The sequence below is a fragment of the Streptomyces sp. NPDC032091 genome (assembly GCF_055580265.1).
In genome coordinates this window covers 1-22,808 of record NZ_JBVILR010000009.1, presented here as the reverse complement: position 1 = coordinate 22,808, position 22,808 = coordinate 1, and the positions used below count along the sequence as shown (strand labels likewise).

General features: G+C 72.4%; 20 protein-coding genes. 15 read left to right on the top strand and 5 right to left on the bottom strand.

Going from position 1 to position 22,808, the window contains the following annotated elements; translation table 11 throughout:
• Positions 1–79 precede the first annotated feature (79 nt).
• Positions 80–1,672, top strand: a complete 1,593-nt coding sequence (locus ACZ5NJ_RS16500; protein ID WP_468765582.1) for an acyl-CoA mutase large subunit family protein — start codon at positions 80–82, stop codon at positions 1,670–1,672.
• A gap of 48 nt (positions 1,673–1,720) precedes the next feature.
• Entirely contained in the window at positions 1,721–2,374 is a 654-nt protein-coding gene (leuE, locus tag ACZ5NJ_RS16495) for a leucine efflux protein LeuE (protein ID WP_468765581.1), read from the top strand.
• A gap of 44 nt (positions 2,375–2,418) precedes the next feature.
• Here leuE and ACZ5NJ_RS16490 read toward each other — a convergent pair whose 3' ends face one another.
• Both ACZ5NJ_RS16490 and ACZ5NJ_RS16485 read right to left on the bottom strand, forming a co-directional pair.
• Positions 2,419–3,762 (bottom strand): polysialyltransferase family glycosyltransferase, encoded by a 1,344-nt coding sequence (locus tag ACZ5NJ_RS16490; RefSeq protein ID WP_468765580.1) that lies wholly within the window; start codon positions 3,760–3,762, stop codon positions 2,419–2,421.
• Positions 3,759–4,733 (bottom strand): glycosyltransferase family 2 protein, encoded by a 975-nt coding sequence (locus ACZ5NJ_RS16485; RefSeq protein WP_468765579.1) that lies wholly within the window; start codon positions 4,731–4,733, stop codon positions 3,759–3,761. The genes ACZ5NJ_RS16490 and ACZ5NJ_RS16485 overlap by 4 nt, the downstream gene beginning before the upstream one ends.
• A gap of 156 nt (positions 4,734–4,889) precedes the next feature.
• Here ACZ5NJ_RS16485 and ACZ5NJ_RS16480 point away from each other — a divergent pair, with 156 nt between their 5' ends.
• The 12 genes from ACZ5NJ_RS16480 to ACZ5NJ_RS16425 all read left to right on the top strand — a co-directional run bounded on the left by ACZ5NJ_RS16480 (position 4,890) and on the right by ACZ5NJ_RS16425 (position 18,376).
• Complete coding sequence (locus ACZ5NJ_RS16480; protein ID WP_468765578.1) at positions 4,890–6,353, top strand: DUF6716 putative glycosyltransferase; 1,464 nt, start codon at positions 4,890–4,892, stop codon at positions 6,351–6,353.
• A 103-nt stretch (positions 6,354–6,456) separates the two neighbouring features.
• On the top strand, positions 6,457–7,383 hold the full coding sequence (locus ACZ5NJ_RS16475; protein WP_468765577.1) for an N-acetylneuraminate synthase family protein: 927 nt from the start codon (positions 6,457–6,459) through the stop codon (positions 7,381–7,383).
• Between the two features lie 36 nt (positions 7,384–7,419).
• Positions 7,420–8,589, top strand: a complete 1,170-nt coding sequence (locus ACZ5NJ_RS16470; RefSeq protein ID WP_468765576.1) for a hypothetical protein — start codon at positions 7,420–7,422, stop codon at positions 8,587–8,589.
• A 137-nt stretch (positions 8,590–8,726) separates the two neighbouring features.
• Complete coding sequence (locus ACZ5NJ_RS16465) at positions 8,727–9,971, top strand: amidohydrolase (protein WP_468765929.1); 1,245 nt, start codon at positions 8,727–8,729, stop codon at positions 9,969–9,971.
• Positions 9,972–10,201: 230 nt separating this feature from the next.
• Complete coding sequence (locus tag ACZ5NJ_RS16460) at positions 10,202–11,272, top strand: BMP family lipoprotein (protein WP_468765575.1); 1,071 nt, start codon at positions 10,202–10,204, stop codon at positions 11,270–11,272.
• Positions 11,273–11,473: 201 nt separating this feature from the next.
• A complete protein-coding gene (locus ACZ5NJ_RS16455; protein WP_468765574.1) occupies positions 11,474–13,111 on the top strand; it encodes an ABC transporter ATP-binding protein in 1,638 nt (545 codons plus the stop codon).
• Positions 13,108–14,223, top strand: coding sequence for an ABC transporter permease (locus ACZ5NJ_RS16450; protein ID WP_468765573.1), 1,116 nt, complete (start codon positions 13,108–13,110; stop codon positions 14,221–14,223). Before ACZ5NJ_RS16455 ends, ACZ5NJ_RS16450 begins: the two co-directional genes overlap by 4 nt.
• Positions 14,220–15,485: an ABC transporter permease gene (locus ACZ5NJ_RS16445; protein WP_468765572.1), complete on the top strand. Its 1,266-nt coding sequence runs from the start codon at positions 14,220–14,222 to the stop codon at positions 15,483–15,485. Before ACZ5NJ_RS16450 ends, ACZ5NJ_RS16445 begins: the two co-directional genes overlap by 4 nt.
• Entirely contained in the window at positions 15,482–15,886 is a 405-nt protein-coding gene (locus tag ACZ5NJ_RS16440; RefSeq protein ID WP_468765571.1) for a cytidine deaminase, read from the top strand. Before ACZ5NJ_RS16445 ends, ACZ5NJ_RS16440 begins: the two co-directional genes overlap by 4 nt.
• 133 nt (positions 15,887–16,019) lie before the next feature.
• Positions 16,020–17,297 carry a thymidine phosphorylase gene (locus ACZ5NJ_RS16435; RefSeq protein ID WP_468765570.1) on the top strand — a complete coding sequence of 426 codons (1,278 nt, stop codon included), beginning with the start codon at positions 16,020–16,022 and terminating at the stop codon, positions 17,295–17,297.
• Positions 17,298–17,392: 95 nt separating this feature from the next.
• The gene (locus ACZ5NJ_RS16430) at positions 17,393–17,986 is read left to right on the top strand and encodes a Uma2 family endonuclease (protein ID WP_468765569.1); all 594 of its coding nucleotides are present in this window, start codon (positions 17,393–17,395) and stop codon (positions 17,984–17,986) included.
• Between the two features lie 51 nt (positions 17,987–18,037).
• A complete protein-coding gene (locus tag ACZ5NJ_RS16425; RefSeq protein WP_468765568.1) occupies positions 18,038–18,376 on the top strand; it encodes an STAS domain-containing protein in 339 nt (112 codons plus the stop codon).
• Here the strand turns inward: ACZ5NJ_RS16425 and ACZ5NJ_RS16420 are convergent.
• The 3 genes from ACZ5NJ_RS16420 to ACZ5NJ_RS16410 all read right to left on the bottom strand — a co-directional run bounded on the left by ACZ5NJ_RS16420 (position 18,272) and on the right by ACZ5NJ_RS16410 (position 21,478).
• Positions 18,272–19,288 (bottom strand): sigma-70 family RNA polymerase sigma factor, encoded by a 1,017-nt coding sequence (locus ACZ5NJ_RS16420; protein WP_468765567.1) that lies wholly within the window; start codon positions 19,286–19,288, stop codon positions 18,272–18,274. The two genes, ACZ5NJ_RS16425 and ACZ5NJ_RS16420, sit on opposite strands and share 105 nt — an antisense overlap.
• A 90-nt stretch (positions 19,289–19,378) precedes the next feature.
• Complete coding sequence (locus ACZ5NJ_RS16415; protein WP_468765927.1) at positions 19,379–20,023, bottom strand: L,D-transpeptidase family protein; 645 nt, start codon at positions 20,021–20,023, stop codon at positions 19,379–19,381.
• Between the two features lie 177 nt (positions 20,024–20,200).
• The gene (locus ACZ5NJ_RS16410) at positions 20,201–21,478 is read right to left on the bottom strand and encodes an MFS transporter (RefSeq protein WP_468765566.1); all 1,278 of its coding nucleotides are present in this window, start codon (positions 21,476–21,478) and stop codon (positions 20,201–20,203) included.
• Between the two features lie 98 nt (positions 21,479–21,576).
• On the opposite strand from ACZ5NJ_RS16410, the gene ACZ5NJ_RS16405 reads away from it, so the two are divergent.
• Positions 21,577–22,515: a LysR family transcriptional regulator gene (locus ACZ5NJ_RS16405; protein ID WP_468765565.1), complete on the top strand. Its 939-nt coding sequence runs from the start codon at positions 21,577–21,579 to the stop codon at positions 22,513–22,515.
• Positions 22,516–22,808 lie beyond the last annotated feature (293 nt).

The window sequence follows — 22,808 nt, the reverse complement described above, 5'->3', positions numbered from 1 at the left end:
GCCATTGTGACCAGCGGTCGTCGCGGGCAGTCCCACCAGCCCCAGGCCGGTCGGTTCCACGGACACGGAGGTCCACCGCATGGTCCGTCCCACGGCCCGCACCGAGAGCGGAATTCCGATCGAACCCGTCTACGGGCCCGCGGACCTGGCGGGGTGGGACCCCGTCGGCAGGCTCGGGGCGCCCGGGGAGTATCCGTACACCCGGGGCATCCATCCCGCGATGTACACCGCCCGGCCCTGGACCATGCGCCAGTACGCCGGCTTCGGCACGGCCGCCGAGTCCAACGCCCGCTACCGGCGGCTCATCGAGGGCGGCGGGACCGGCCTGTCCGTGGCCTTCGACCTGCCCACCCAGATGGGCCACGACTCCGACGCCCCCCTCGCCGCCGGGGAGGTCGGCAAGGTCGGCGTCGCCGTCGACTCCGTCGAGGACATGCGGGTGCTCCTGGACGGCATCCCCCTCGACCAGGTCTCCACCTCGATGACCATCAACGCCCCGGCCGCCCTGCTGCTGCTGATGTACCAGCTGGTCGCCGAGGAGCGGGGCGTCGCGGGCTGCCGCCTGACGGGCACCGTCCAGAACGACGTCCTGAAGGAGTACATCGCGCGCGGGACGTACATCTTCCCGCCCGGGCCCTCCCTGCGGCTGACCGCCGACACCTTCCGCTACTGCCGCGCCGAGCTCCCCAAGTGGAACACCATCTCCGTCTCGGGCTACCACATGGCCGAGGCGGGGGCCTCGCCCGTGCAGGAGATCGCCTTCACCCTCGCCGACGCCGTCGCCTACGTCCGCACCGCCCTCGCCGCGGGGATGGCCGTCGACGAGTTCGCGCCCCGGCTGTCCTTCTTCTTCGTCGCCCGCACCACCCTCCTGGAGGAGGTGGCCAAGTTCCGGGCGGCCCGCCGGATCTGGGCCCGCGTCATGCGGGAGGAGTTCGGGGCCAAGGACCCCAAGTCGCTGATGCTGCGCTTCCACACCCAGACCGCCGGGGTGCAGCTGACGGCGCAGCAGCCCGAGCTGAACCTCGTACGGGTGGGCGTGCAGGCGCTGGCCGCCGTCCTCGGCGGGACGCAGTCGCTGCACACCAACTCCTTCGACGAGGCCATCGCCCTGCCCACGGAGAAGGCGGCCCGGCTGGCCCTGCGCACCCAGCAGGTGCTGGCGTACGAGACGGACGTGCCGCACACCGCCGACCCCTTCGCCGGGTCCTACGCCGTGGAGCGGATGACGGACGAGGTGGAGGAGGCGGCCCTGGCCCTGATGCGGCGGGTCGAGGACCTCGGCGGGGCGGTCGCGGCGATCGAGGCGGGCTTCCAGAAGGCGGAGATCGAGGCCAACGCCTACCGGATCGCGCGGGAGCAGGAGGCCGGGGCGCGGGTCGTGGTCGGGGTCAACCGCTTCGCGCTGGAACGGGAGGAGCCGTACGAGCCGCTGCGCGTCGACCCCGCGGTCGAGGCCCGCCAGTGCGCGGCGCTGGCCCGGCTGCGGGCCGGGCGGGACGCGGAGGCGGTGCGCTACACGCTCGACGAGTTGCGGGAGGCGGCCGCGGGGACGCAGGAGAACGTGCTGCACCCGATGAAGGAGGCGCTGCGGGCGCGGGCCACCGTGGGCGAGGTGTGCGGGGTGCTGCGGGAGGTCTGGGGGACGTACGAGCCCGCCGGTCTGGGGTGAGGAAACCCACTGGCGAGACAGGTGCGTACCTATGGGACACTCCTGCCCATGCTGGGTGTGACAGATCTTCCTACTTATCTCGCCGCGGTCGTGCTGATCGTCCTGCTGCCGGGGCCGAACTCCCTCTACGTCCTGTCCGTCGCCTCGCGGCGCGGGGTGAAGCAGGGCTACCGGGCCGCCTTCGGCGTGTTCACCGGGGACACCGTCCTGATGGTGCTCACCGCCGTCGGCGCGGGGGCGCTGCTCAAGGCGAGCCCGGTGCTGTTCGGCGTGGTCAAGGTGCTCGGCGCCGGCTACCTGGGCTGGCTCGCCGTGGGCATGCTGCGGGCCGCGTGGGCCATGTGGCGGGCGCGGCGGACGCGGGAGGAGGAGCCGGAGCCGGCCGGCGCGGACGCGGCGGGCACGGCCGAGCGGCCGTACCGGCGGGCGCTGGTGGTCAGCCTGCTCAACCCGAAGGCCATCCTGTTCCTGCTGTCGTTCTTCGTGCAGTTCGTCGACCCCGGGTACGCCCACCCGGCGCTGTCGTTCCTGCTGCTCGGAACCATCTCCCAGCTGGTCAGCCTCGCCTACCTGTCCACCCTGATCTTCACCGGCACCCGCCTGGCGGCCGCCTTCCGGCGCCGCAGGCGGCTGTCGGCCGGGGCGACCTCGGCGGCGGGCGTGATCTTCCTCGGCTTCGCCGCCAAGCTCGCCACCAGCTGACGGGCACCGCTCGGGAGCCGGCACCGCTCGGGAGCCGGCACCGTTCAGGAGCCGGCGCCGAACCGGCCCAGCCGTCTGCGGAGCCGGTGCGCCATCCGCCGCACGGCGCGGCTGCGGGGCAGGAACGCCAGCCGCCGCGGGACCCCGCCCGGCAGCCCCAGCACCGCCAGCCGGCGGCGTCCGAAGTAGCGGCGGGTGTACGGGTCCAGGTGCCGGGCCAGGTAGGCCTCGGCCCCGGCGCGGCGGTCCGGCAGGATCCGGGGCTGCATGGTGAAGCCCACCGCCGCGACCAGCCCCGGCAGATCGGCGGGCGGATCCCGCGGCGGCCCGTCCAGGTCCGGGACCAGCGCGTCCACCAGCGTCAGCGGGATCCGGTTGCTGTTCTGGTACGGGGCCAGCCTCTCCAGCAGCGCCCCGGTGCCGGTCCGCGCCACCGGGATCCCGTACAGCGCCCGGGCCGTCAGCAGCCCGGTCGAGAAGCAGCCGACCACCAGCGCCGGGCGCAGCCGCCGGTACAGGGCCTCGGCCGGCACCGGCGCGTCCAGCACCGTCAGGCGGGCCCCGAGCCGGCCGGCCTCGGCCGCGGCCCGCCGCGCGTACGCCGCCGGGGCGTTCGGGTGCGGTTTGAACACCAGGTCCCGGTGCCCCCACTCGTGGGCCCCGCGCACCATCGCGGCGTGCAGCTCCTCCTCCTCGTCGGGGGACATCAGCTCCAGCGCGGACAGGTACTGGCCCAGCAGCAGCGCGGGCGGCTCGTCGTCCGCACCGGGGCCGGGGAGCGGGCCGGGCGGGTCCGTCAGGTCGGCCAGCTCGGCGAAGACCTTCAGCGCGGCCGGGGCCGGGACCGGCTCGGCCCGTACCCCGAACTCGGTCAGCAGCAGCGGCTCCAGCCCCGGGACCAGGTCCAGGTGCAGGACCCGCCGCACCCGCATCCCGATCTGCGGGTCGAGCCGGAAGCGGGTGGGCCCGTACGACATGAGCCCGTCGGCGTAGACCTCGATCGCGGCGCCCGGGAACAGCCGGCACAGGCTCTGCGCGGGCGGCACCTGGAGGGACTCCACGACCAGCTCGACCCGGTCCCCGCCCAGCCCCCACAGCCGGCGCAGCTGCCGTTCCCACAGCGGGACGTCCTCCGGGCGGGGGGCCCAGACGCCGGGGTGCTGCGGGGCGACGACCGCGTTCCAGTCGATCACCTCGTCGAAGCGGGTGCGCAGCGCGGCGAACCCCGGCGCGGCGTCGAGGCCCGGGGTGACCTCCGGGGCGGGGGAGTGGTTGCTGGTCAGCAGGATGCGGCGGCCGGCCGGCGGGAGACAGCCGGAGTCGAGGGCGGCGGCGAGGGTGACCGCGCCGTAGAGGGTGGAGGCGAGGAACACCTGCGTCACGTTCACGCGGCCGCCCCGAAGGGGGTCCGGCGGCGCAGCCTGCGCAGCAGGGCGGAACGCCCGGCGTCCATCGAGTCCAGGGCCCCTTCCAGGACGGCCCGGGGCATGCGGGCGAGCGCTTCCGCACTCGCCGCACGGAGTTTTTTCGCCACGGCCGGTTCGAACCTTTCGATCGAGCCGATGTGGTGCGCGATAATTGCGCAATACGTTCGGACGGCCTTGGGGATCAGGAGTTCGGATTCCCGGTCGGCCGCCGTCTCGCTGAGGACCTGGTCGAAAGCCCGGATGAAATCGAGCTGACGCTCGTCACCGATCTGCGTCAACGAGGTGGAAATACCCCGGCGGTAGAAGACCCCCGGCAGGCCGACCGCGGCGAACGAGGAGGCCTCCCGGTGCAGCCGCCAGATCCAGGGCCGGTCCTCCGCCGTCCGCAGCCCGTCGGTGAAGTGCAGCAGCCCCCGGTCCAGCAGCCGCCGGTGGTACATCCCGGCCCAGGCGTACGGGTAGTCCACCGCGGTGGCCCGGGAGGCCGGCAGGATCCCGGCGCGCGGATCGGCCACGACCGACTCCGGCCCGTACGGCACCCGCTGCACGATCCGCTCCCGGCCGGTCACCCGGACGTGGTCGGTTCGGACGAAATCGCAGCCCAGGGCCTCGATGGCGGCCAGCGTGCGGGCCAGGTGGCCGGGCGCCAGCCAGTCGTCGCCGTCCAGGAAGGCGAGGTAGCGCCCGCGCGCCGCGTCCAGCCCGGTGTTGCGGGCGGTGGCCAGCCCGCCGTTGCGCTCCCGTCTCAGCAGCACCGCCCCCGGCAGGGCCGCGGCGGCGCGCTCCAGCAGGGCGGGCGTCCCGTCCGTGGAGCGGTCGTCGACGAGCAGGAACTCGAAATCCTCGCGGGCGTTGAGTTCGAGGCTCCGCAGGGCATCCGGTGCGTATGTCTGCACGTTGTAGAACGGCACGACCACAGAGAGCTTCAGCACCCGCGAGACCCTAGGGCGCGCTCCGGGCATTTGCCGTGGCCCCGACGCGTATTCCATGTGAACGACGCGGGGCGGTCGCGTTAACCGGGGCGCTTTCGCAATTCGTCGACGGGTTGTTAACCCGGCGTTGCGCACTCGTTGGGCCGACCACCGGAAATGCGGAATAGCTTCTGCCGGGTGCCAGTGCCACTCAGCAGAAGCCGGTCCGATCAAAGGATCGCCATCCTCGCCGATTCCGACACGCGGTGGAAATGGGGCGCCCTCACGGCCCGCCGCCTCGCCCCCTCCGAAGGCTCCCCGGGCCACCGGATCACCGGGTACCTCCTGCGCGGCCGCGCCACTCCCACCGCCCGCCAGCTCGGCGAGGCGGGGGCCGCGGCCGACGCCGCGCCGGTGGAGGTGACGTGCGCGGAGTTCCTCGCGGAACTCGGGCGCGAACGCTACGACGTGGTCGTCCTCGCCCTCGTCGGCGGCGGCGTCCAGGCCGTCCTCCACGGGGCGCGCGCCCTGTGGCCGGAGCCCGCCCGGCGGCCGGTGTTCGTCACCGGGTACGTGGGCGTGGTCTACGAGAAGCTCGCCGACGGGCTGCTGCTGCGGCACGGCGCCGACCTGGTGCTCGCCAACTCCCGCCACGACGCCGAGCGCTTCCGCGCCGTCTACGGGGGCGTGGGCGCCGACCCGGACGCGGTGACGGAGACCGCCCTGCCCTTCCTGGACGGGGCCCCGTACGAGCCCGCCGGCACCGGCCCCCACCGGGTGGTCTTCGCGGTCCAGCCCTCCGTACCCGAGGGCCGCGCCGACCGCGCCTACCTGCTGGGCCGGGCCGCCGGACACGCCCGGCTCCACCCGGACCGGGAGGTGCTGGTCAAACTCCGCAGCCGGCCGGGGGAGCACACCACCCACCTGGAGGAACACCCCTACCAGCGCCTGGCCGAACGCCTCCCGGGCGGCCTCCCGCCGAACCTGCGGCTGGTCTACGGCCACATGGGCGAGGTCCTGGACACCGCCGACCTGCTGGTCACGGTCTCCTCCACGGCCGCCCTGGAGTCCCTCCACCGCGGCATCCCGACCGCCGTCCTGACCGACCTCGGCATCCGCGAGTCCCTCGGCAACCAGCACTTCCTCGGCTCGGGCTGCCTGGCCTCGTGGGACCAGCTCGACGCGGGCCTGCTCCCCCGGGGCACCCCGTCCTGGCTGACCGCCCACGGCGTCCCGGGCGCCCGCCGCCCCCCGTCCGCACACCCCCCGTCCGCACACCCCCCGTCCGCACACCCCCCGGCCGCACACCCCCCGTCCGCACACCCCCCGGGGCAGGAGCCCGCCGGGCCCGGCGACCCCTACGCCGCCGCCCGGGAGCGCCTCGCGGGGCTGCTCGCGCAGGAGCGGCTCGCGCCCGTGGCCCCGTACTACACCCTGGAGACCGCCCCCGGATACCTGCCCGGGATCCTCGCCCGACAGCACCTCGCCCCGGACGGCACTCCGCTCCCGGGAGCCGCACGGCAGGGCGGGTCGGCCGCGCGGCGGTGGGTACGGGGGCGGCTGCGCGAGGCCGCCCGGGGGGCCTACCGGCACGGGGTGCAGCGCGTGGCCCCGGCGATCCGCAGGCTGGGCGAGCTGTGAGGGGGCGTGCGGTGATCCCGCCCCGCGGCGGTCCCGCCGACCGCCCCCACACCCATCCCCACCCCCACCCACACCCACACCCCAGCGAAGGACACCCGTCGCCATGACCGTCGCCCCCCTCAGCCCCCGCCTGCGCACCCTCGGCCGGCGCGTCGCCGGCCCCGGCCGGCCCGTCTACGTCGTCGGCGAGATCGGCATCAACCACAACGGCGACCTCGGCACCGCCTTCGCCCTCATCGACGCCGCCGCCGAGGCCGGGTGCGACGCCGTCAAGTTCCAGAAGCGCACCCCCGAGCTCTGCACCCCCCGCGACCAGTGGGACGTCGAACGCGACACCCCCTGGGGACGGATGGCCTACATCGACTACCGCCACCGCGTCGAGTTCGGCGAGGCCGACTACCTCGCCCTCGACGAGCACTGCGCCAAGCGCGGCATCGACTGGTTCGCCTCCCCCTGGGACACCGAGGCCGTCGCCTTCCTGGAGAAGTTCGACCTCCCCGCCCACAAGGTGGCCTCCGCCTGCCTCACCGACGACGAGCTGCTGCGGGCCCTGCGCGCCACCGGCCGCACCGTCGTCCTCTCCACCGGCATGTCCACCCCGCAGCAGATCCGGCACGCCGTCGAGGTGCTCGGCAGCGAGAACGTCCTGCTCTGCCACGCCACCTCGACCTACCCGGCCAAGGCCGAGGAGCTCAACCTGCGGGTGATCAACACCCTCCAGGAGGAGTACCCCAACGTCCCCGTCGGCTACTCCGGCCATGAGACCGGCCTGCAGACCACCCTGGCCGCCGTCGCCCTCGGCGCCGTCCTCGTCGAGCGGCACATCACCCTCGACCGTGCCATGTGGGGCTCCGACCAGGCCGCCTCCGTCGAGCCCGGCGGCCTCACCCGCCTCGTGCGCGACATCCGCACCATCGAGACCGCCCTCGGCGACGGCGTCAAGAAGGTCTACGACTCCGAGCTCGCCCCCATGAAGAAGCTCCGCCGCGTCCGGGGCCCCCTCCCCGCCCCCGCCCCCGCGGCGTCCTGACCGCCCCCGGCCCTCCTCCTCAGAGCGGAGTACGTCGTGAACCCCTCACCCCCCACCCTGGCCCTCGTGGAGAGCCCGGTCCAGCTCCTCAACGTGCTGGAGTGGGCCCACGCCCGGCGCGGGGACGGCGGCCCGCTGCTGACGGGAGTCCCCCGCCAGCCCGGCCCCGCCGCGGACCGCGACCGCGCCCCCGGGCCGCCGCCGGGAGCCGACGGGCCGCGCGCGGGCGACGCCGACGGGCTGCGCATCGTCGTCCTGCCGCCGACGGACCCCATGTCCCGGGGCCAGCTGCGCCGGGTGGCCGGGATCGCCCGCGGCGAGGGCCACGCCGTCCACTGGCAGGAGGCCCGCGGCGGCTCCGGTTCCCCCACGGGCGCCCTGGCCGCCCTCGCCCCCGCCGTGCGCCGGGCCCACCGGATCGTGGTCGGCGACCCCTTCTCCCGCCTCCTCCAGCTGCTGCTGGTCCCGTCCCGGGCCGCCGAGCTGGTCGTCGTCGACGACGGCACCGCCACCATGGAGTTCGTCGCGCAGCTCGGCCGCGGCGAGCGCCTGCGCCGCTGGCACCGCACCGGCGGCGGGGCCGCGTCCCGGGCGCGGGAGCTCGCGTACGCCCCGGTGTCGGCCGCCGCGCGGCGCCGGCTCACCGCGCGCGCCGGGCGCACCGTCGAGCTGTTCACCTCGATGCCGCTCGCCCCGCCGCCCGGCGCCCGGCTGCGGGTCAACGACTTCGCCTGGACCCGGGCCCGCTTCGGCCCGCCCCGCCTGACCCGGGGCACCGACCTGGTCGGCACCTCCCTGGTGGAGACCGGGGTGATCGACCCCTTCCGCTACCTGGACGCGGTGCGCGCCCTGGCCCGGGAGCACGGCGTGACCCGCTACTTCGCGCACCGCCGGGAGGCGCCGGAGAAGCTGCGCGCGCTGAGCGAGGCGACCGGGCTGGAGATCGTCCGCCCGGACCTGCCGCTGGAGCTCATCGCGCGCAGGGGCCCCATCGGCCGCACGGTCGTCAGCTTTCCGTCCACGGTCGTCCACACGCTGCCGTACGCGCTCACCGGCACGGGCGTGACCGTCGCGGTATGCGGTATCGACCCCGCCTGGCTCACCGCCACCGCCTCGCCCAGGGCCCGCGGCTTCCTCGCCGGCGTCACCGACACCGCCCGTGATGTGCGCAGACTCGCCCTGGGAGCGGCTCCGGCGGCCGGATGAGCGCGCGAGTTTACCCCCGGGTGCATCCGGTCATGCGTCCAGAGGTCGCTTTTCTTTCCCCTAACGGCATGAATTTCTGGTGATCTCCAGACAGTTGACCCATCCGTGCGCCTACCCTTAAACGGGTGAACCAGTTGATGTCCCGCGAGTCCCTGCCCGCCCTGCCCGGCAAGCCCGACCGGCCCGAGCTGCCCGGCAAGCTTCCGGATCACCTGCGTGCCGAACTGATCGCCTTCCGCCGCGACTTGCACATGCACCCGGAACTAGGACACCAGGAGTTCCGCACCACGGCGGCGATCAAGGCGCGGCTGGAGAAGGCGGGGCTGCGACCACGGGTGCTGAAGTCCGGCACGGGGCTGATCTGTGACGTCGGCACCTGGGACGGGGGGCGGCCGATGCTGGCCCTGCGCGCGGACATCGACGCCCTGCCCATCCCCGACGCCAAGAGCCACGTCTCGTACCGCTCCACCGTCCCGGACCGGGCCCACGCGTGCGGCCACGACGTGCACACCTCCGTCGTCCTCGGCGCCGGGCTGGTGCTCGCCGAGCTCGACCGGCAGGGCCTGCTGCCGCGCCCGGTGCGGCTGCTGTTCCAGCCGGCCGAGGAGGTGCTCCCGGGCGGAGCCACCGAGGCGATCGACTCCGGGGTGCTGGAGGGCGTCGGCCAGATCATCGCGGTGCACTGCGACCCGCGCGTGGACGCCGGGCGGATCGGCCTGCGGGCCGGCCCGATCACCTCGGCCTGCGACCGGCTGGAGGTCACCCTGTCGGGCTCCGGCGGCCACACCGCCCGCCCGCACCTGACCACCGACATGGTGACGGCCGCCGCCCGGGTCGCCGTCGACGTGCCGGCCCTGCTGGCCCGCCGGATGGACGCCCGCTCGGGCATGTCCGTCACCTGGGGCCGGATCGAGTCCGGGCACGCCTGCAACGTCATCCCGATGCACGCCGAGCTCTCCGGCACGGTCCGCTGCCTGGACCTGAACGCCTGGTACGAGGCACCCGACATGATCCACGCGGCCATCGACGAGGTCGCGACGATGCACGGCGCCAAGTTCGAGATCAACCACGTGCGCGGCGTGCCGCCCGTGGTGAACGACCCGGTGGTGGCCGAGCTGCTCCGGGAGGCCATGGCGGCCCGGCGCGGCGTCGAGTCGGTCGAGGACACCGAGCAGAGCCTCGGCGGCGAGGACTTCTCCTGGTACCTGGAGCACGTCCCCGGCGCCATGGCCCGCCTCGGCGTCCGCAAGCCCGGCGACACCGCCAAGCGCGACCTGCACCGGGGCGACTTCGACGTCGACGAGTCGGCGATCGGGGTGGGCGTGGAGTTCTTCACGGCCGCCGCCCTGCTCGACGGCCGCCGATCAAGGCCCTCCACGTAAAAGATCGAGCAAAGCTCTGTACAACATCCGCCGGTCCCCTGCCGGACCTGTCCAGCCCTTGGTACACAAGGGCTGGACGTCCCCGCGGTTACCAATCGGTCACTGTCCGGTTCGCGACGATCCGATAACGACTCATGAACGGGCCTTTAACTGACATCTACGCGCGTTACGATCGCCGCGAAACCAGCGCCGGTCGTGGCGCTTCGGTCAGGTTTTGAAGGAGCCTCCCCTTGCGCCGGATCACCAGGATCGCCACCGTGGGCATCGCGTCCGCGGCGCTGGCCCTCTCGGCCACCGCCTGTGGCGGAAAGAAGTCCTCGGACGCCTCGTCCTCCTCGTCCTCCTCGTCCTCCGAGACGAAGAGCGCCAGCGCCGCCATCGCGTACGACGTCGGCGGCCGCGGTGACCAGTCGTTCAACGACGCCGCGTACGCGGGCCTGGAGAAGGCCGAGAAGGAACTCAAGATCAAGACCGCCGAGGCGGAGCCGACCGAGGGCGAGAGCGAGGCCGACAAGGTCCAGCGCCTCACCGAGCTGGCGCGCAAGGGCAACAACCCGGTCATCGGCGTCGGCTTCTCCTACGCCCCGGCCATCGACAAGGTCGCGAAGAAGTTCCCGAAGACCACCTTCGGCATCATCGACGACACCTCGAAGACCGGCCCGAACATCGCCAACCTGGTCTTCAACGAGGAGCAGGGCTCCTACCTGGCCGGCGTCGCCGCCGCCAAGGCCTCGAAGACCGGCACGGTCGGCTTCATCGGCGGTGTCGAGGTCCCGCTGATCAAGAAGTTCCAGGCGGGCTTCGAGCAGGGCGTCAAGGACACCAACCCGAACGCCAAGGTGCTGTCGGCCTACCTGACCCAGCCGCCGGACTTCTCGGGCTTCGCCAAGCCCGACCTCGGCAAGGCCGCCGCCAAGGGCCAGCTCGACGGTGGCGCCGACGTGATCTACGCCGCCGCCGGTCTCGCGGGCTCGGGCGCCATCGAGGCCGCCTCCTCCGCCGGCAAGTGGGCCATCGGCGTCGACTCGGACCAGTACAACCAGCCGGGTCTGGCGAAGTACAAGGACCACATCCTGACCTCGGTCACCAAGGACGTCTCCCTCGCGGTCTTCGACCTGATCAAGTCGGTCAAGGACGGCAAGCCGGAGTCCGGCGAGGTCCGCTACGGCCTGGACAAGAACGGTGTCGCCCTGGCCGACTCCAACCCGCAGTACAAGGCGATGGCCGACGTCACCGCCGCGGTCGAGAAGGCCAAGGCCGACATCATCGCCAAGAAGATCACCGTCAAGACCGCGCCGTAAGGCTCCTTGTCTGACGCGTGAGTCGTGGTCTCCGGGGTCCGGAAGCGGTCAACCCGCTCCCGGACCCCGAGCCGCGTCTTCGCCCCCAGTCCGTGAAGTCTTGTGGTCAGTTGGCCGCAAGTTTTCACTTCCGACAGTGCTACGCGCGTAGAGGCATCGTGGACGCGATACCTTCTCTCCCCGCCCTGTCCTCCTGCCAACTTGGCTTATTTCCGGCTCCTTCCGCGCCAAGGAGAGTGCGTCATCAACGCGTCCAGCCCCCCTCTCGCCGTAGAACTGCACGGCATCACCAAGCGTTTCCCCGGCGTCGTCGCCAACAAGGACATCGCCATCTCCGTCCGCAAGGGCACGGTCCACGCCCTCATCGGTGAGAACGGTGCCGGCAAGTCGACCCTGATGAAGATCCTCTACGGCATGCAGAAGCCGGACGAGGGCACCATCGCCATCGACGGGGAGCAGGTCTCCTTCAACAACCCCGGCGAGGCCATCGCCCGCGGCATCGGCATGGTCCACCAGCACTTCATGCTGGCCGACAACCTCACCGTGCTGGAGAACGTCGTCCTCGGCGGCGAGAAGCTCTACGGCATCGGCGGCAAGGCCCGCAAGAAGATCATGGAGATCTCGGACGCGTACGGCCTCGGCGTGCGCCCCGACGCCCTGATCGAGGACCTCGGCGTCGCCGACCGCCAGCGCGTGGAGATCCTGAAGGTCCTCTACCGCGGCGCCAAGACCCTCATCCTCGACGAGCCCACCGCCGTGCTCGTGCCGCAGGAAGTGGACGCGCTCTTCGACAACCTGCGCGAGCTCAAGGCCGAGGGCCTGACCGTCATCTTCATCTCGCACAAGCTGGGCGAGGTGCTGAAGGTCGCCGACGACATCACCGTCATCCGCCGCGGCACCACGGTCGGCACCGCCGACCCGAAGACGGCCACGACCAAGCAGCTCGCCGAGCTCATGGTCGGCACCGAGCTGCCCTCGCCGGAGACCCGCGAGTCCACGGTGACCACGACCCCGATGCTGCAGGTCGAGGGCCTGCGCCTCGGCGCGACCGACCCGGACGGCGTCGTGCGCGAGGTCCTGGCCGGCATCGACTTCACCATCCACAAGGGCGAGGTCCTCGGTCTCGCCGGCGTCGAGGGCAACGGCCAGACGGAGCTGATCGAGGCCCTCATGGGCATGGTCGGCCCGGACGGCGGCACCATCTCGCTGGACGGCGCGGACATCACGGCCCTGCCGACCCGCAAGCGCCGCGAGGGCGGCATCGGCTACATCCCCGAGGACCGCCACCGGCACGGTCTGCTCCTGGAGTCCCCCCTCTGGGAGAACCGCATCCTCGGCCACGTCACCGAGAAGCCCAACTCCAAGGGCGGCATCCTCGACCCGAAGGCCGCCCGCAAGGACACCGAGCGGATCGTGCGCGAGTACGACGTCCGCACCCCCGGCATCGACGTCACCGCGGCCTCCCTCTCCGGCGGCAACCAGCAGAAGCTGATCGTCGGCCGCGAGATGAGCCACAACCCGAAGTTCCTGATCGCCGCCCACCCCACCCGCGGTGTGGACGTCGGCGCGCAGGCGCAGATCTGGGACGCCATCCGCGAGGCCCGCCGCGAGGGCCTGGCCGTGCTCCTGATCTCGGCCGACCTGGACGAGCTGATCGGCCTGTCCGACACGCTCCGGGTCATCTACCGCGGCCGTCTGGTCGCCGACGCCGACCCGGCGACGATCACCCCCGAGGAGCTCGGCACCGCCATGACCGGCGCTGCCAGCGGGCACCTCGAAGCCCATGACGACCACTCCGCCGGGGTCGACGGCGACACCACGGAGGACGAGGCCCGATGAAGAAATTCGACAAGGACCGGCTGCTCCTCGCAGCCGCCGGACCGGTGCTCGCCCTGATCAGCGCCCTCGTGCTGACCATGCTCGTGCTCGCCGCCTCCGGCGTGGACCCGATCGACCCGCTGCGGATCATGATCGAGCAGGCGGGCTACGAGGACATCCAGGTCCTGATCATCAACCAGGCCGGCATCTACTTCCTGGCGGCCCTGGCCGTGGCCGTCGGCTTCCGGATGAACCTCTTCAACATCGGCGTGGACGGCCAGTACCGTCTCGCGGCGATGGTCTCCGCCGTGGTCGGCGCGGCGGTCTCGCTGCCCGCGCCGCTGCACATCCTGCTGATCGTGCTCGTCGCCATGGCGACCGGCGCCTTCTGGTCCGGCATCGCGGGCATCCTCAAGGCCCGCCGCGGGGTGAGCGAGGTCGTCTCCACGATCATGCTCAACGCCATCGCGACCTCCCTGATCGCCTGGCTGATCCTGCCGAAGAACCTCGGCGTGCAGCCGGCCGGCTCGAACGACCTGACCACCGGTGACATCCCGGAGTCCGGCTGGTTCCCGGCCGTCTCCCTGCCCGGCGGCGACATCTACGGCTTCACCTTCGTGGCCTTCGCCCTCGGCGTCGTCTACTGGTTCGTCCTCAACCGGACCCGCTTCGGCTTCGACCTGCGCGCCTCCGGCGCCAGCGAGTCCGCCGCGCAGGCCTCCGGCGTCGAGCCCAAGAAGATGATCATGACCGCGATGCTCATCTCGGGCGCGGTCGCCGGTCTGACCGGTATGCCGCTGCTGCTCGGCGAGTCGCACACCTACAACCTGTCCTTCCCGCTGGGTGTCGGCTTCACCGGTATCACCGTCGCGCTCCTCGGGCGCAACAACCCGATCGGCATCTTCTTCTCGGCCTTCCTGATCGCCTTCATCGACAAGGCGTCCGCCGGTCTCGACACCGAGGGCTACGCCAAGGAGATCGGCACGATCATGCAGGGCCTGATCGTGATCGCCGTCGTCGTCAGCTACGAGCTCGTCCGCCGCTACGGCATCCGCCGCCAGCAGCAGAAGGTCGGCGAAGAGCTGGCCGCCGGCCATGCCCTCAAGACCGACAACAAGGAGGTCGCGGCGTGAGCACCAGCACCGTTTCCGCGACGAGCGCCGCGCCCAAGAAGGGCGGCGGCCGCCGCAAGCTCACCCTGCCCTGGATCCTGCTGATCGTCGCGGCCGGCCTCGCGCTGGTCTCGGTCGTCCGCCTGATCTCCGGCGCCAACGACCTGACCTCCGTCGGCCAGTTCTCCGGCGCCCTCCAGCTCGCCGTGCCGATCGCCCTCGCGGGCCTCGGCGGCCTGTGGGCCGAGCGCGCCGGCGTGGTCAACATCGGCCTCGAAGGCATGATGATCCTCGGCACCTGGTTCGGCGCCTGGGCCGGCTACCAGTGGGGCCCCTGGACCGGTGTCGTCCTCGGCATCGTCGGCGGCGCCCTCGGCGGCCTGCTGCACGCGATCATCACCGTGACGTTCAACGTGAACCACATCGTCTCCGGTGTGGCGATCAACATCCTCGCCGTCGGCTTCACCCAGTACCTGTCGAACTTCACCTTCGACAAGACCCCCGGCGGCTCCTCCAAGCAGTCCCCGCGCATCGACCCGATCACCGAGATCACCGTCCCGGGGCTCTCGGACTGGCTGGCGACGCTCCAGGGCAAGCACTGGTTCCTGATCTCCGACGCCGCCGGCGCCCTCGGCGGCCTGGTCACCAACCTTTCGCTGCTGACCGTCGTCGCCGTGCTGCTGGTCCCGCTCACCTGGTGGGTGCTGTGGCGGACCGCCTTCGGCCTGCGCCTGCGCTCCTGCGGCGAGAACCCGGTCGCCGCCGAGTCCCTCGGCGTCAACGTCTACAAGTACAAGTACATCGCCGTGATCGTCTCCGGTGCGATGGCCGGCCTCGGCGGCGCGTTCCTCGCGATCGTCTCCACCGGCATCTACCAGGAGGGCCAGACCGGCGGCCGCGGCTACATCGGTCTCGCCGCCATGATCTTCGGCAACTGGATGCCGGGCGGCATGGCCCTCGGCTCGGGCCTCTTCGGCTTCACCTACAGCCTCCGCCTGCGCGGCGGCGCCGAGAACGTGCACGCGATGCTCCTGCTCATCGCGATCCTGCTCGTCCTCGCCGTCGCCTGGCAGCTGTACAAGAAGAAGTACCTCCAGGCCGGCATCGCCGCGGTCTGCGCCGCCGGGCTCTTCGTCTGGTACGCGCTCACCGACCAGGTGCCCAGCCAGTTCGTCGACGCCGCCCCGTACGTCACGACGCTGCTCGTGCTCGCCCTCTCGGCGCAGCGCCTGCGGATGCCGAAGGCGGACGGCATGCCGTACCGCAAGGGCCAGGGCAAGTGACCCCGGCACCGGTGGTGGACTGGGAAGCCCTGCGGACGGCCGCGCGGGCCGCGATGACCCGCGCGTACGCCCCGTACTCGGGCTTCCCGGTCGGGGTGGCCGCACGGGTCGACGACGGCCGGACGGTCACCGGCTGCAACGTCGAGAACGCCAGCTACGGCCTCGGCCTGTGCGCCGAGTGCGGCCTGGTCTCCTCCCTCCAGGCCACGGGCGGCGGCCGCCTCACCCACTTCACGTGCGTGGACGGCAAAGGCGAGATCCTCGTCCCGTGCGGCCGCTGCCGCCAGCTGCTCTACGAGTTCGGCGGCCCGGACCTGCTGGTGGAGACACCGGACGGGATCCTGCCGCTGAGCGCGATGCTGCCGCAGGCCTTCGGGCCCGACCACCTCAGACAGCCGTGAGACGACGGCCCTCCGCCCCACGGGGCGGAGGGCCGTCGGCCGTCTTCGAGCCGGGCTCCACCCCCACCTGAAACTCCTTGAACCTCCCGGAACCCCCTCCCTCATCTCTATGCGCGTAGAAGGAAGTCACCTCATGGACGTCATCTCCGTCATCCGGACCAAGCGGGACCGCGGTGAGCTGAGCCCCGAGCAGATCGACTGGGTCATCGACGCCTACACCCGCGGGGTCGTCGCCGACGAGCAGATGTCGTCACTCGCCATGGCCATCCTGCTCAACGGCATGAACCGGACCGAGATCGCCCGCTGGACCGCCGCGATGATCGCCTCCGGCGAGCGGATGAACTTCGACTCCCTCTCCCGCCCCACCGCCGACAAGCACTCCACCGGCGGCGTCGGCGACAAGATCACCCTCCCGCTCGCGCCGCTCGTCGCCGCCTGCGGCGCGGCCGTCCCGCAGCTCTCGGGCCGGGGCCTCGGCCACACCGGCGGCACCCTCGACAAGCTGGAGTCCATCCCCGGCTGGCGCGCCCTGCTCTCCAACGAGGAGATGCTGAACGTCCTCGACACCACCGGCGCCGTCATCTGCGCCGCCGGCGACGGCCTGGCGCCCGCGGACAAGAAGCTCTACGCCCTGCGCGACGTCACCGGCACCGTCGAGGCCATCCCGCTGATCGCCTCCTCGATCATGTCGAAGAAGATCGCCGAGGGCACGGGCTCCCTGGTCCTGGACGTGAAGGTCGGCTCCGGCGCCTTCATGAAGAACATCGAGGACGCCCGCGAGCTGGCCTCCACCATGGTGGCCCTGGGCACCGACAGCGGCGTCAAGACGATCGCCCTGCTCACCGACATGTCCACCCCGCTCGGCCTCACCGCGGGCAACGCGCTGGAGGTCCGCGAGTCCGTCGAGGTCCTGGCCGGTGGCGGCCCGGCCGACGTGGTCGAGCTGACCATCGCCCTCGCGCAGGAGATGCTGACGGCCGCGGGCATCAAGGACGCCGACCCGGCCAAGGCCCTCGCGGACGGCTCCGCGATGGACGTGTGGCGCCGGATGATCTCCGCCCAGGGCGGCGACCCGGACGCGGCCCTGCCGGTCGCCCGCGAGCAGCACGTGGTCACCGCCTCCGCCTCGGGCGTCCTGACCCGCCTCGACGCGTACGCGGTCGGCGTGGGCGCCTGGCGCCTGGGCGCGGGCCGCGCCCGCAAGGAGGACCCGGTGCAGGCGGGCGCGGGCATCGAGCTCCACGCCAAGCCGGGCGACACCGTCATGGCCGGCCAGCCGCTGATGACCCTGCACACGGACACCCCGGAGAAGTTCGACTACGCCCTGGCGTCCCTGGAGGGCTGCTACGACGTCGCCCCGGCCGGCACGGCCTTCACCGCCACGCCGATCGTCCTGGACCGCATCGCCTGACCTGCGGCTTCCCTTTCGGGTGAACGGGACCGGTGGACCCCCGCCGGTCCCGTTCGGCATGCTGGGACCGGTGCCAACAGCATGAGGAGCACACCATGAGCGCACTCGCAGTCGAGCACCTTCCAGAGGGCGATGACTGGGACCGTGCCGTCCGCCTCTGGAAGGAGATGGAATGGCCGGAAGGCAGCAGGGTGGAGATCATCGAGGGGCTCATCACCGTGACGCCGGCACCAGCGAACAGGCACAACTACATCGCGGCGAAGCTCAATCGGGCGTTGTACGCCGTCGTGCCCGAGGAGTGGGGCGTCCACCAGACACTGGCGGTCGCCGTCCCGGCCAAAACCGGCATGTACATCCCCGACCTGGTGGTCGTGCCCAACGACCTCGTCCTTGAGGCGGAGGACGAATGCTTCGTCCCGGCGGCAGCGGCGGAGCTCGTCATCGAGATCGCGTCGAAGTCAAGCCTGAGGCATGATCGCCTGGTCAAACCTGCGGGCTACGCCCAGGCCGGTGTCCCCCTGTATCTCCTCGTCGATGCGTTCGCCCCCGGGGGTCCGACGATCACCCTTTACGGGGAGCCCAAGGGCGACGTGTATCGAGTCCTGCGGGTCGGGAAGTTCGGGGACCCCTTCGCGTTGCCCGAACCCTTTTCCGTGGAGCTGGACACCTCCACCTTCCCCACCCCCTGAGGCGGCCGCCCGGCGGCGATGAGTTCGGGGCGGCGGGCGAGTCACCCCCTCGTGGAGATCAGACGATTCGCGCTGCCCGGGCCCAGCCCCACCGAGCAGGACGCCGCCGCGCTGTGCGCGCGCCTGGCGCGGCTGTACGACGACGGGGCCGACGCCGTGGTGTGCGAGGCCGGGGCCGTCACCGCGCCCGGGCTGGGGGCCGTCGCGGTGCTCGCGCGGCTGCGGCTGGCCGCACGCGGGCGCGGGGCCCTCACCGTCACCGGCGCACCCCCCGCCCTCCGGGCCCTACTGGACCTCGTCGGCCTCGTCGAGCTCCTCGGGGAGGCCGAACAGGGGGAACCAGCGGGCGGTGTCCAGGAAGGCGTTGAGGCCGACGATGCGGCCCTCTGACACCTCCAGCACCTGGAGCGCCCACGGCACGTGCCCCGGGCGGCCGTCCTCGCGCGGACGGTACTGGCCGAACGCCGGCAGCCCGTTCGCCGTGGTCGGTATCAGGCGAGAGCCCTTGCACCCGATGCCCTGGTTCAAGTGCCAGGCCGCGATGTCCTCCGGCCCCCGCAGCCACAGGTCGAACGGCGGCATCGACAGCACCGCGTCCTCGTGCAGCAGGGTGGTCAGCCGGGTGATGTCGTAGGCCTCGAAGGCCGACAGGTACCGCTCCAGCAGCTTCGCCTGCTCCGCGTCCAGCGGGTCCGCCGGATCGCTCGGCCGCAGCGCCTGCCCCGACAGCGTCGCCCGCGCCCGCTGGAGGGCGCTGTTGACCGAGGCCACCGTCGTCTCCAGGAGCTGCGCGACCTCGTCCGCCTTCCAGGCCAGCACCTCCCGCAGGATCAGCACCGCCCGCTGCTTCGCCGGCAGGTGCTGGAGCGCCGCCACGAAAGCCAGCCGGACGGACTCCTTCGCCAGCGCCATCTCCGCCGGGTCGGCGGTCTGCGGCAGCACCCGCCCGTCCGGCACCGGCTCCAGCCAGGTCACCTCGGGCCGCTCGTTGAGCACGGCGGACGCCTGGTGCTGCGGGGCGGTGAGGTCCATCGGCCGGGCCCGCTTCTTGCCCGCGTTCAGCAGGTCGAGGCAGACGTTCGTGGCGATCCGGTACAGCCACGACCGCAGCGAGGAGCGGCCCTCGAACTTCCCGTACGCCCGCCAGGCACGGACGTACGTGTCCTGCACCGCGTCCTCGGCGTCGAAGGCCGAGCCGAGCATCCGGTAGCAGTACCCGGTCAGCTCGACCCGGTAGCGGTCCATCGCCGCGTCGAGCTCCGGGTCGAGCTCCGGTGAGGTGGTGGTCGCGAGGTCGCTCATGGCTGCCGTCCCCCAGGGTGTCGTCCGTCACTTCGGAAACTACCGGAGGGGTCTGACAACGGCAGCCGCAGCGCCGCGCGGCCTGTCAGGTCAGGTCCCGGGCTTGCGCCCGTACACGAACACGTCCTCGCCGTTGGTCAGCATGTTCCAGTACGCCTTGGCGTCGGCCGTCGTCATGTTGACGCACCCGCCCGAACCCGGCGGGTTCCACATGCTCTTCTCCACCGAGTGGAAGGCGATGCCCCCGTCGAAGAACTGCGCGTACGGCATCGCCACGTTGTAGATCGTCGACCAGTGGTTGATGTTGCGGTAGTAGATCTTCTTCAGCCCGGTCCGCGTCGGGGTCTCCGCCTTGCCGGTGCGCACCGGCACCGGCCCGTACTTCAGCGTCGACCCGTCCTGGATCCAGCTCAGCTGCCGGGTCAGGTCGACGCAGGCGATCCGCCCCAGGTTGGTGGGGCACTGCCCCGCGGCGTTCGGGTTCTTCCCGGCCGCCCGCTGCGCCAGCATGGTGCTCATCGTCTGCCAGGTCAGCGGCCCGGCGTACCCCATCGTCGGGGTGATCCCGTGGGTGGCCTGGAAGGACTGGATCGCCGCGCAGTCGGCCGCCGACTGCACCCCGTCCACCGGACGCCCCAGGAACTGCTCCACCTGCCGCTGGTACGGCCCCGTGGTCACGTTGCACGAGGCGGCGGCCTCGGCGGCCTGCGCCGCCCCGCCCCCCGCGACCACCATCGGCGCCGCCAGCGCCAGCGCCCCGCCGAACACCATCGCGGCCCGCCGCCGCACACGCACGCGTATCCCCGCCATCGGTCCTCCCCTGCGGCGCCCGCACCATGGGGCGCCGATGCCCCCACGCTAGAGCGCGCCGCGCACGCCGCACAGGGGTCCGACAGGCCTTAGGACGGGACTTCAGCGCGCGGCCACCGCCGCGCCCGGCATCCGCCGCTCGGCGCGGGCCGCGTGCGACCCGTACAGGGTGATCGAGACGACGCCCAGCACCGCCAGCAGCGCGATCCCGACCGTCGCCGCCCACCCCGAGGCGTGGTACGCCAGCGCACCCAGGGTGCCGCCCGCGCTGGAGCCCAGGTAGTACGCGGACTGGTAGAGGGCGGAGGCCTGCGCCCGGCCCGTCTTCGCCGTCCGGCTCACCGCCGCCGACGCCACCGCGTGCCCGGCGAAGAACCCGGCCGTGATCAGCACCAGCCCCGGCAGGATCAGCCACAGCGAGTCGGCCAGCGACAGCAGCAGCCCCAGCGCGGTCGTGGTCACCGCCAGGTACAGCGCCCCGCGCCGCCCCGTCCGGGCCACCAGCTGCCCCGCCGCCGCCGAGGAGGCCGTCCCCACCAGGTAGATCAGGAAGATCGACCCGACCACGCCCTGGCCCAGCGAGAACGGCGCCTCCACCAGCCGGTAGCCGATGACCGTGTACACCGCACCGAACACGGTCATGAACAGCGCGCCGATCCCGTACAGCCGCAGCAGCAGCGGGTCCCGCAGGTGCCCGGCGACCGTACGGCCCACCGCGTGCGGGTTCAGCGACGCCGGACGGAAGAAGCGCGCCCGGGGCAGCAGCACCAGGAAGGCCACCGCGCAGACCAGCGCCATCACGCCGACGGCCAGCAGCCCGCCCCGCCAGCCCCACAGCTGGGCGCCCCAGCCGGTGACGATGCGGCCGCTCATGCCGCCGATGGAATTGCCCGCCACGAACAGGCCGATCGCCCCGACCAGCGCCTTGGGCCGGACCTCCTCCGCCAGGTACGCCATCGCGGAGGCGGGGATGCCAGCGATCGCCGCGCCCTGCACCGCGCGCAGCGCCACCAGCCACTCCAGGCTCGGCGCGAACGGCACCAGCAGGCCGATGCCGACGGCCACCACCATCGAGCAGGTCATCATCCGGGTCCGCCCGAACCGCTCCGACAGCGCGCTGAGCGGCAGCACGAACAGGGCGAGCGCCCCGGTGGCCGCGGACACCGTCCAGCTGGCCTGACCGGCCGTCACGCCGAAACCGGCGGAGACCGCGGGCAGCAGGGCCTGGGTGGAGTAGAGGAGGGCGAAGGTCGCAAGGCCCGCGGCGAAGAGCGCGAGGCTCATCCGGCGGTAGCCGGGGCGGCCGGGGGAGAGGGGCTCAGGGGACGACGGGATGGAGGCACCCGGGATGACGAGTGCCCCGGTATGAGCGGGAGGCATACCTCGAAAGTAGGCCCCTGTTTTTCATGCGTCCAATGCACAAACGACCGATAATCAATCCACCACCGCATCACTGCACCTCAGGCGTCCGGATATCAATGAACCGTTACGAAGAAGACATGACCGTGACACAAGGCCTGGCCCCGCGCCTCGCCCAGTTCGTCGCCGTCGCCCGGCACGAGCACGTCACCCGCGCCGCCCAGGAACTGGGCGTCCCCCAGTCCACCCTGTCCCGGGCGATGGTCCGCCTCGAACAGGACCTGGGCGTCTCGCTGTTCGCCCGCAAGGGCCGCACCGTCGCCCTCACCACCGCCGGCCGCACCTTCCTCGCCTCCGCCGAGGAGGCCCTGGCCGGGATCGCCCGCGCCGCCGGCTCCGTACAGCAGGACGCCGACCCCGGCGTCGGGAAGGTCGCCTTCGGCTTCCTGCACACCCTGGGCCCCGAGACCGTCCCCGGCCTGATCCGCGCCTTCCGCGCCGACCACCCCCGGGTCCGCTTCGCCCTCGTCCAGAACTACGGCGAGGCCATGCTGGAGAAACTCCGCGCGGGCGAGCTCGACCTCTGCCTGACCTCACCCGTCCCCGACGCCCCCGACCTGGTGGGCCGCCGCCTCGACGAGCAGCGGCTGCGCCTGGTCGTCCCGGACGACCACCGCCTCGCGACCCGCAAGCGCATCCGCCTGGCCGAGGCCGCCGAGGAAACGTTCGTCACCCTGGAACCGGGCTACGGGCTGCGCCGCATCACCGACAACCTCTGCGCGGAGGCCGGGTTCACCCCGAAGGTGGCCTTCGAGGGCGAGGAGGCCGAAACCCTGCGCGGCCTGGTCGCGGCGGGCCTGGGCGTGGCCCTCCTCCCCCCGCCCCTGGTCCCCCGCCCGGGCGTGGTCGAACTGACGGTGACGGCCCCCCGCGCGGTCCGCGAGATCGGCGTGGCCTGGCTGGACGGCCACCCGGACACCCCACCGGTAGCCGCCTTCAAACGCTTCCTCCTCTCCCGCCGAGGCCGCCTGATCCCCGAACTCGAACCCCCGGCCTGAGCCCCGCCCCGGGTTGCCGGAGCCCGTGGGCCGGCTGCGGATGTCCGTTTCGGAAGAGGGGGCAGTTGCCAAGGTGCGGAGAGCGGCGGTCGCCGTGATGTGGATGGGCTCCGCGGCCCTGATCACGTCAGGCGCGATGCTGATCCTCTTCCTGCAGTACAGCTCCGTGAAGTGACCCCTCCTCCGCCTCCCGGCAGGCGGCCGCCGTCGACAGGAGGTAGCCCGCCTGGAAGCGCGACTTGGCGCCCACCGCGCGCATGATCTCCGCGATGTGGCGTTGGCAGGTGCGTTCC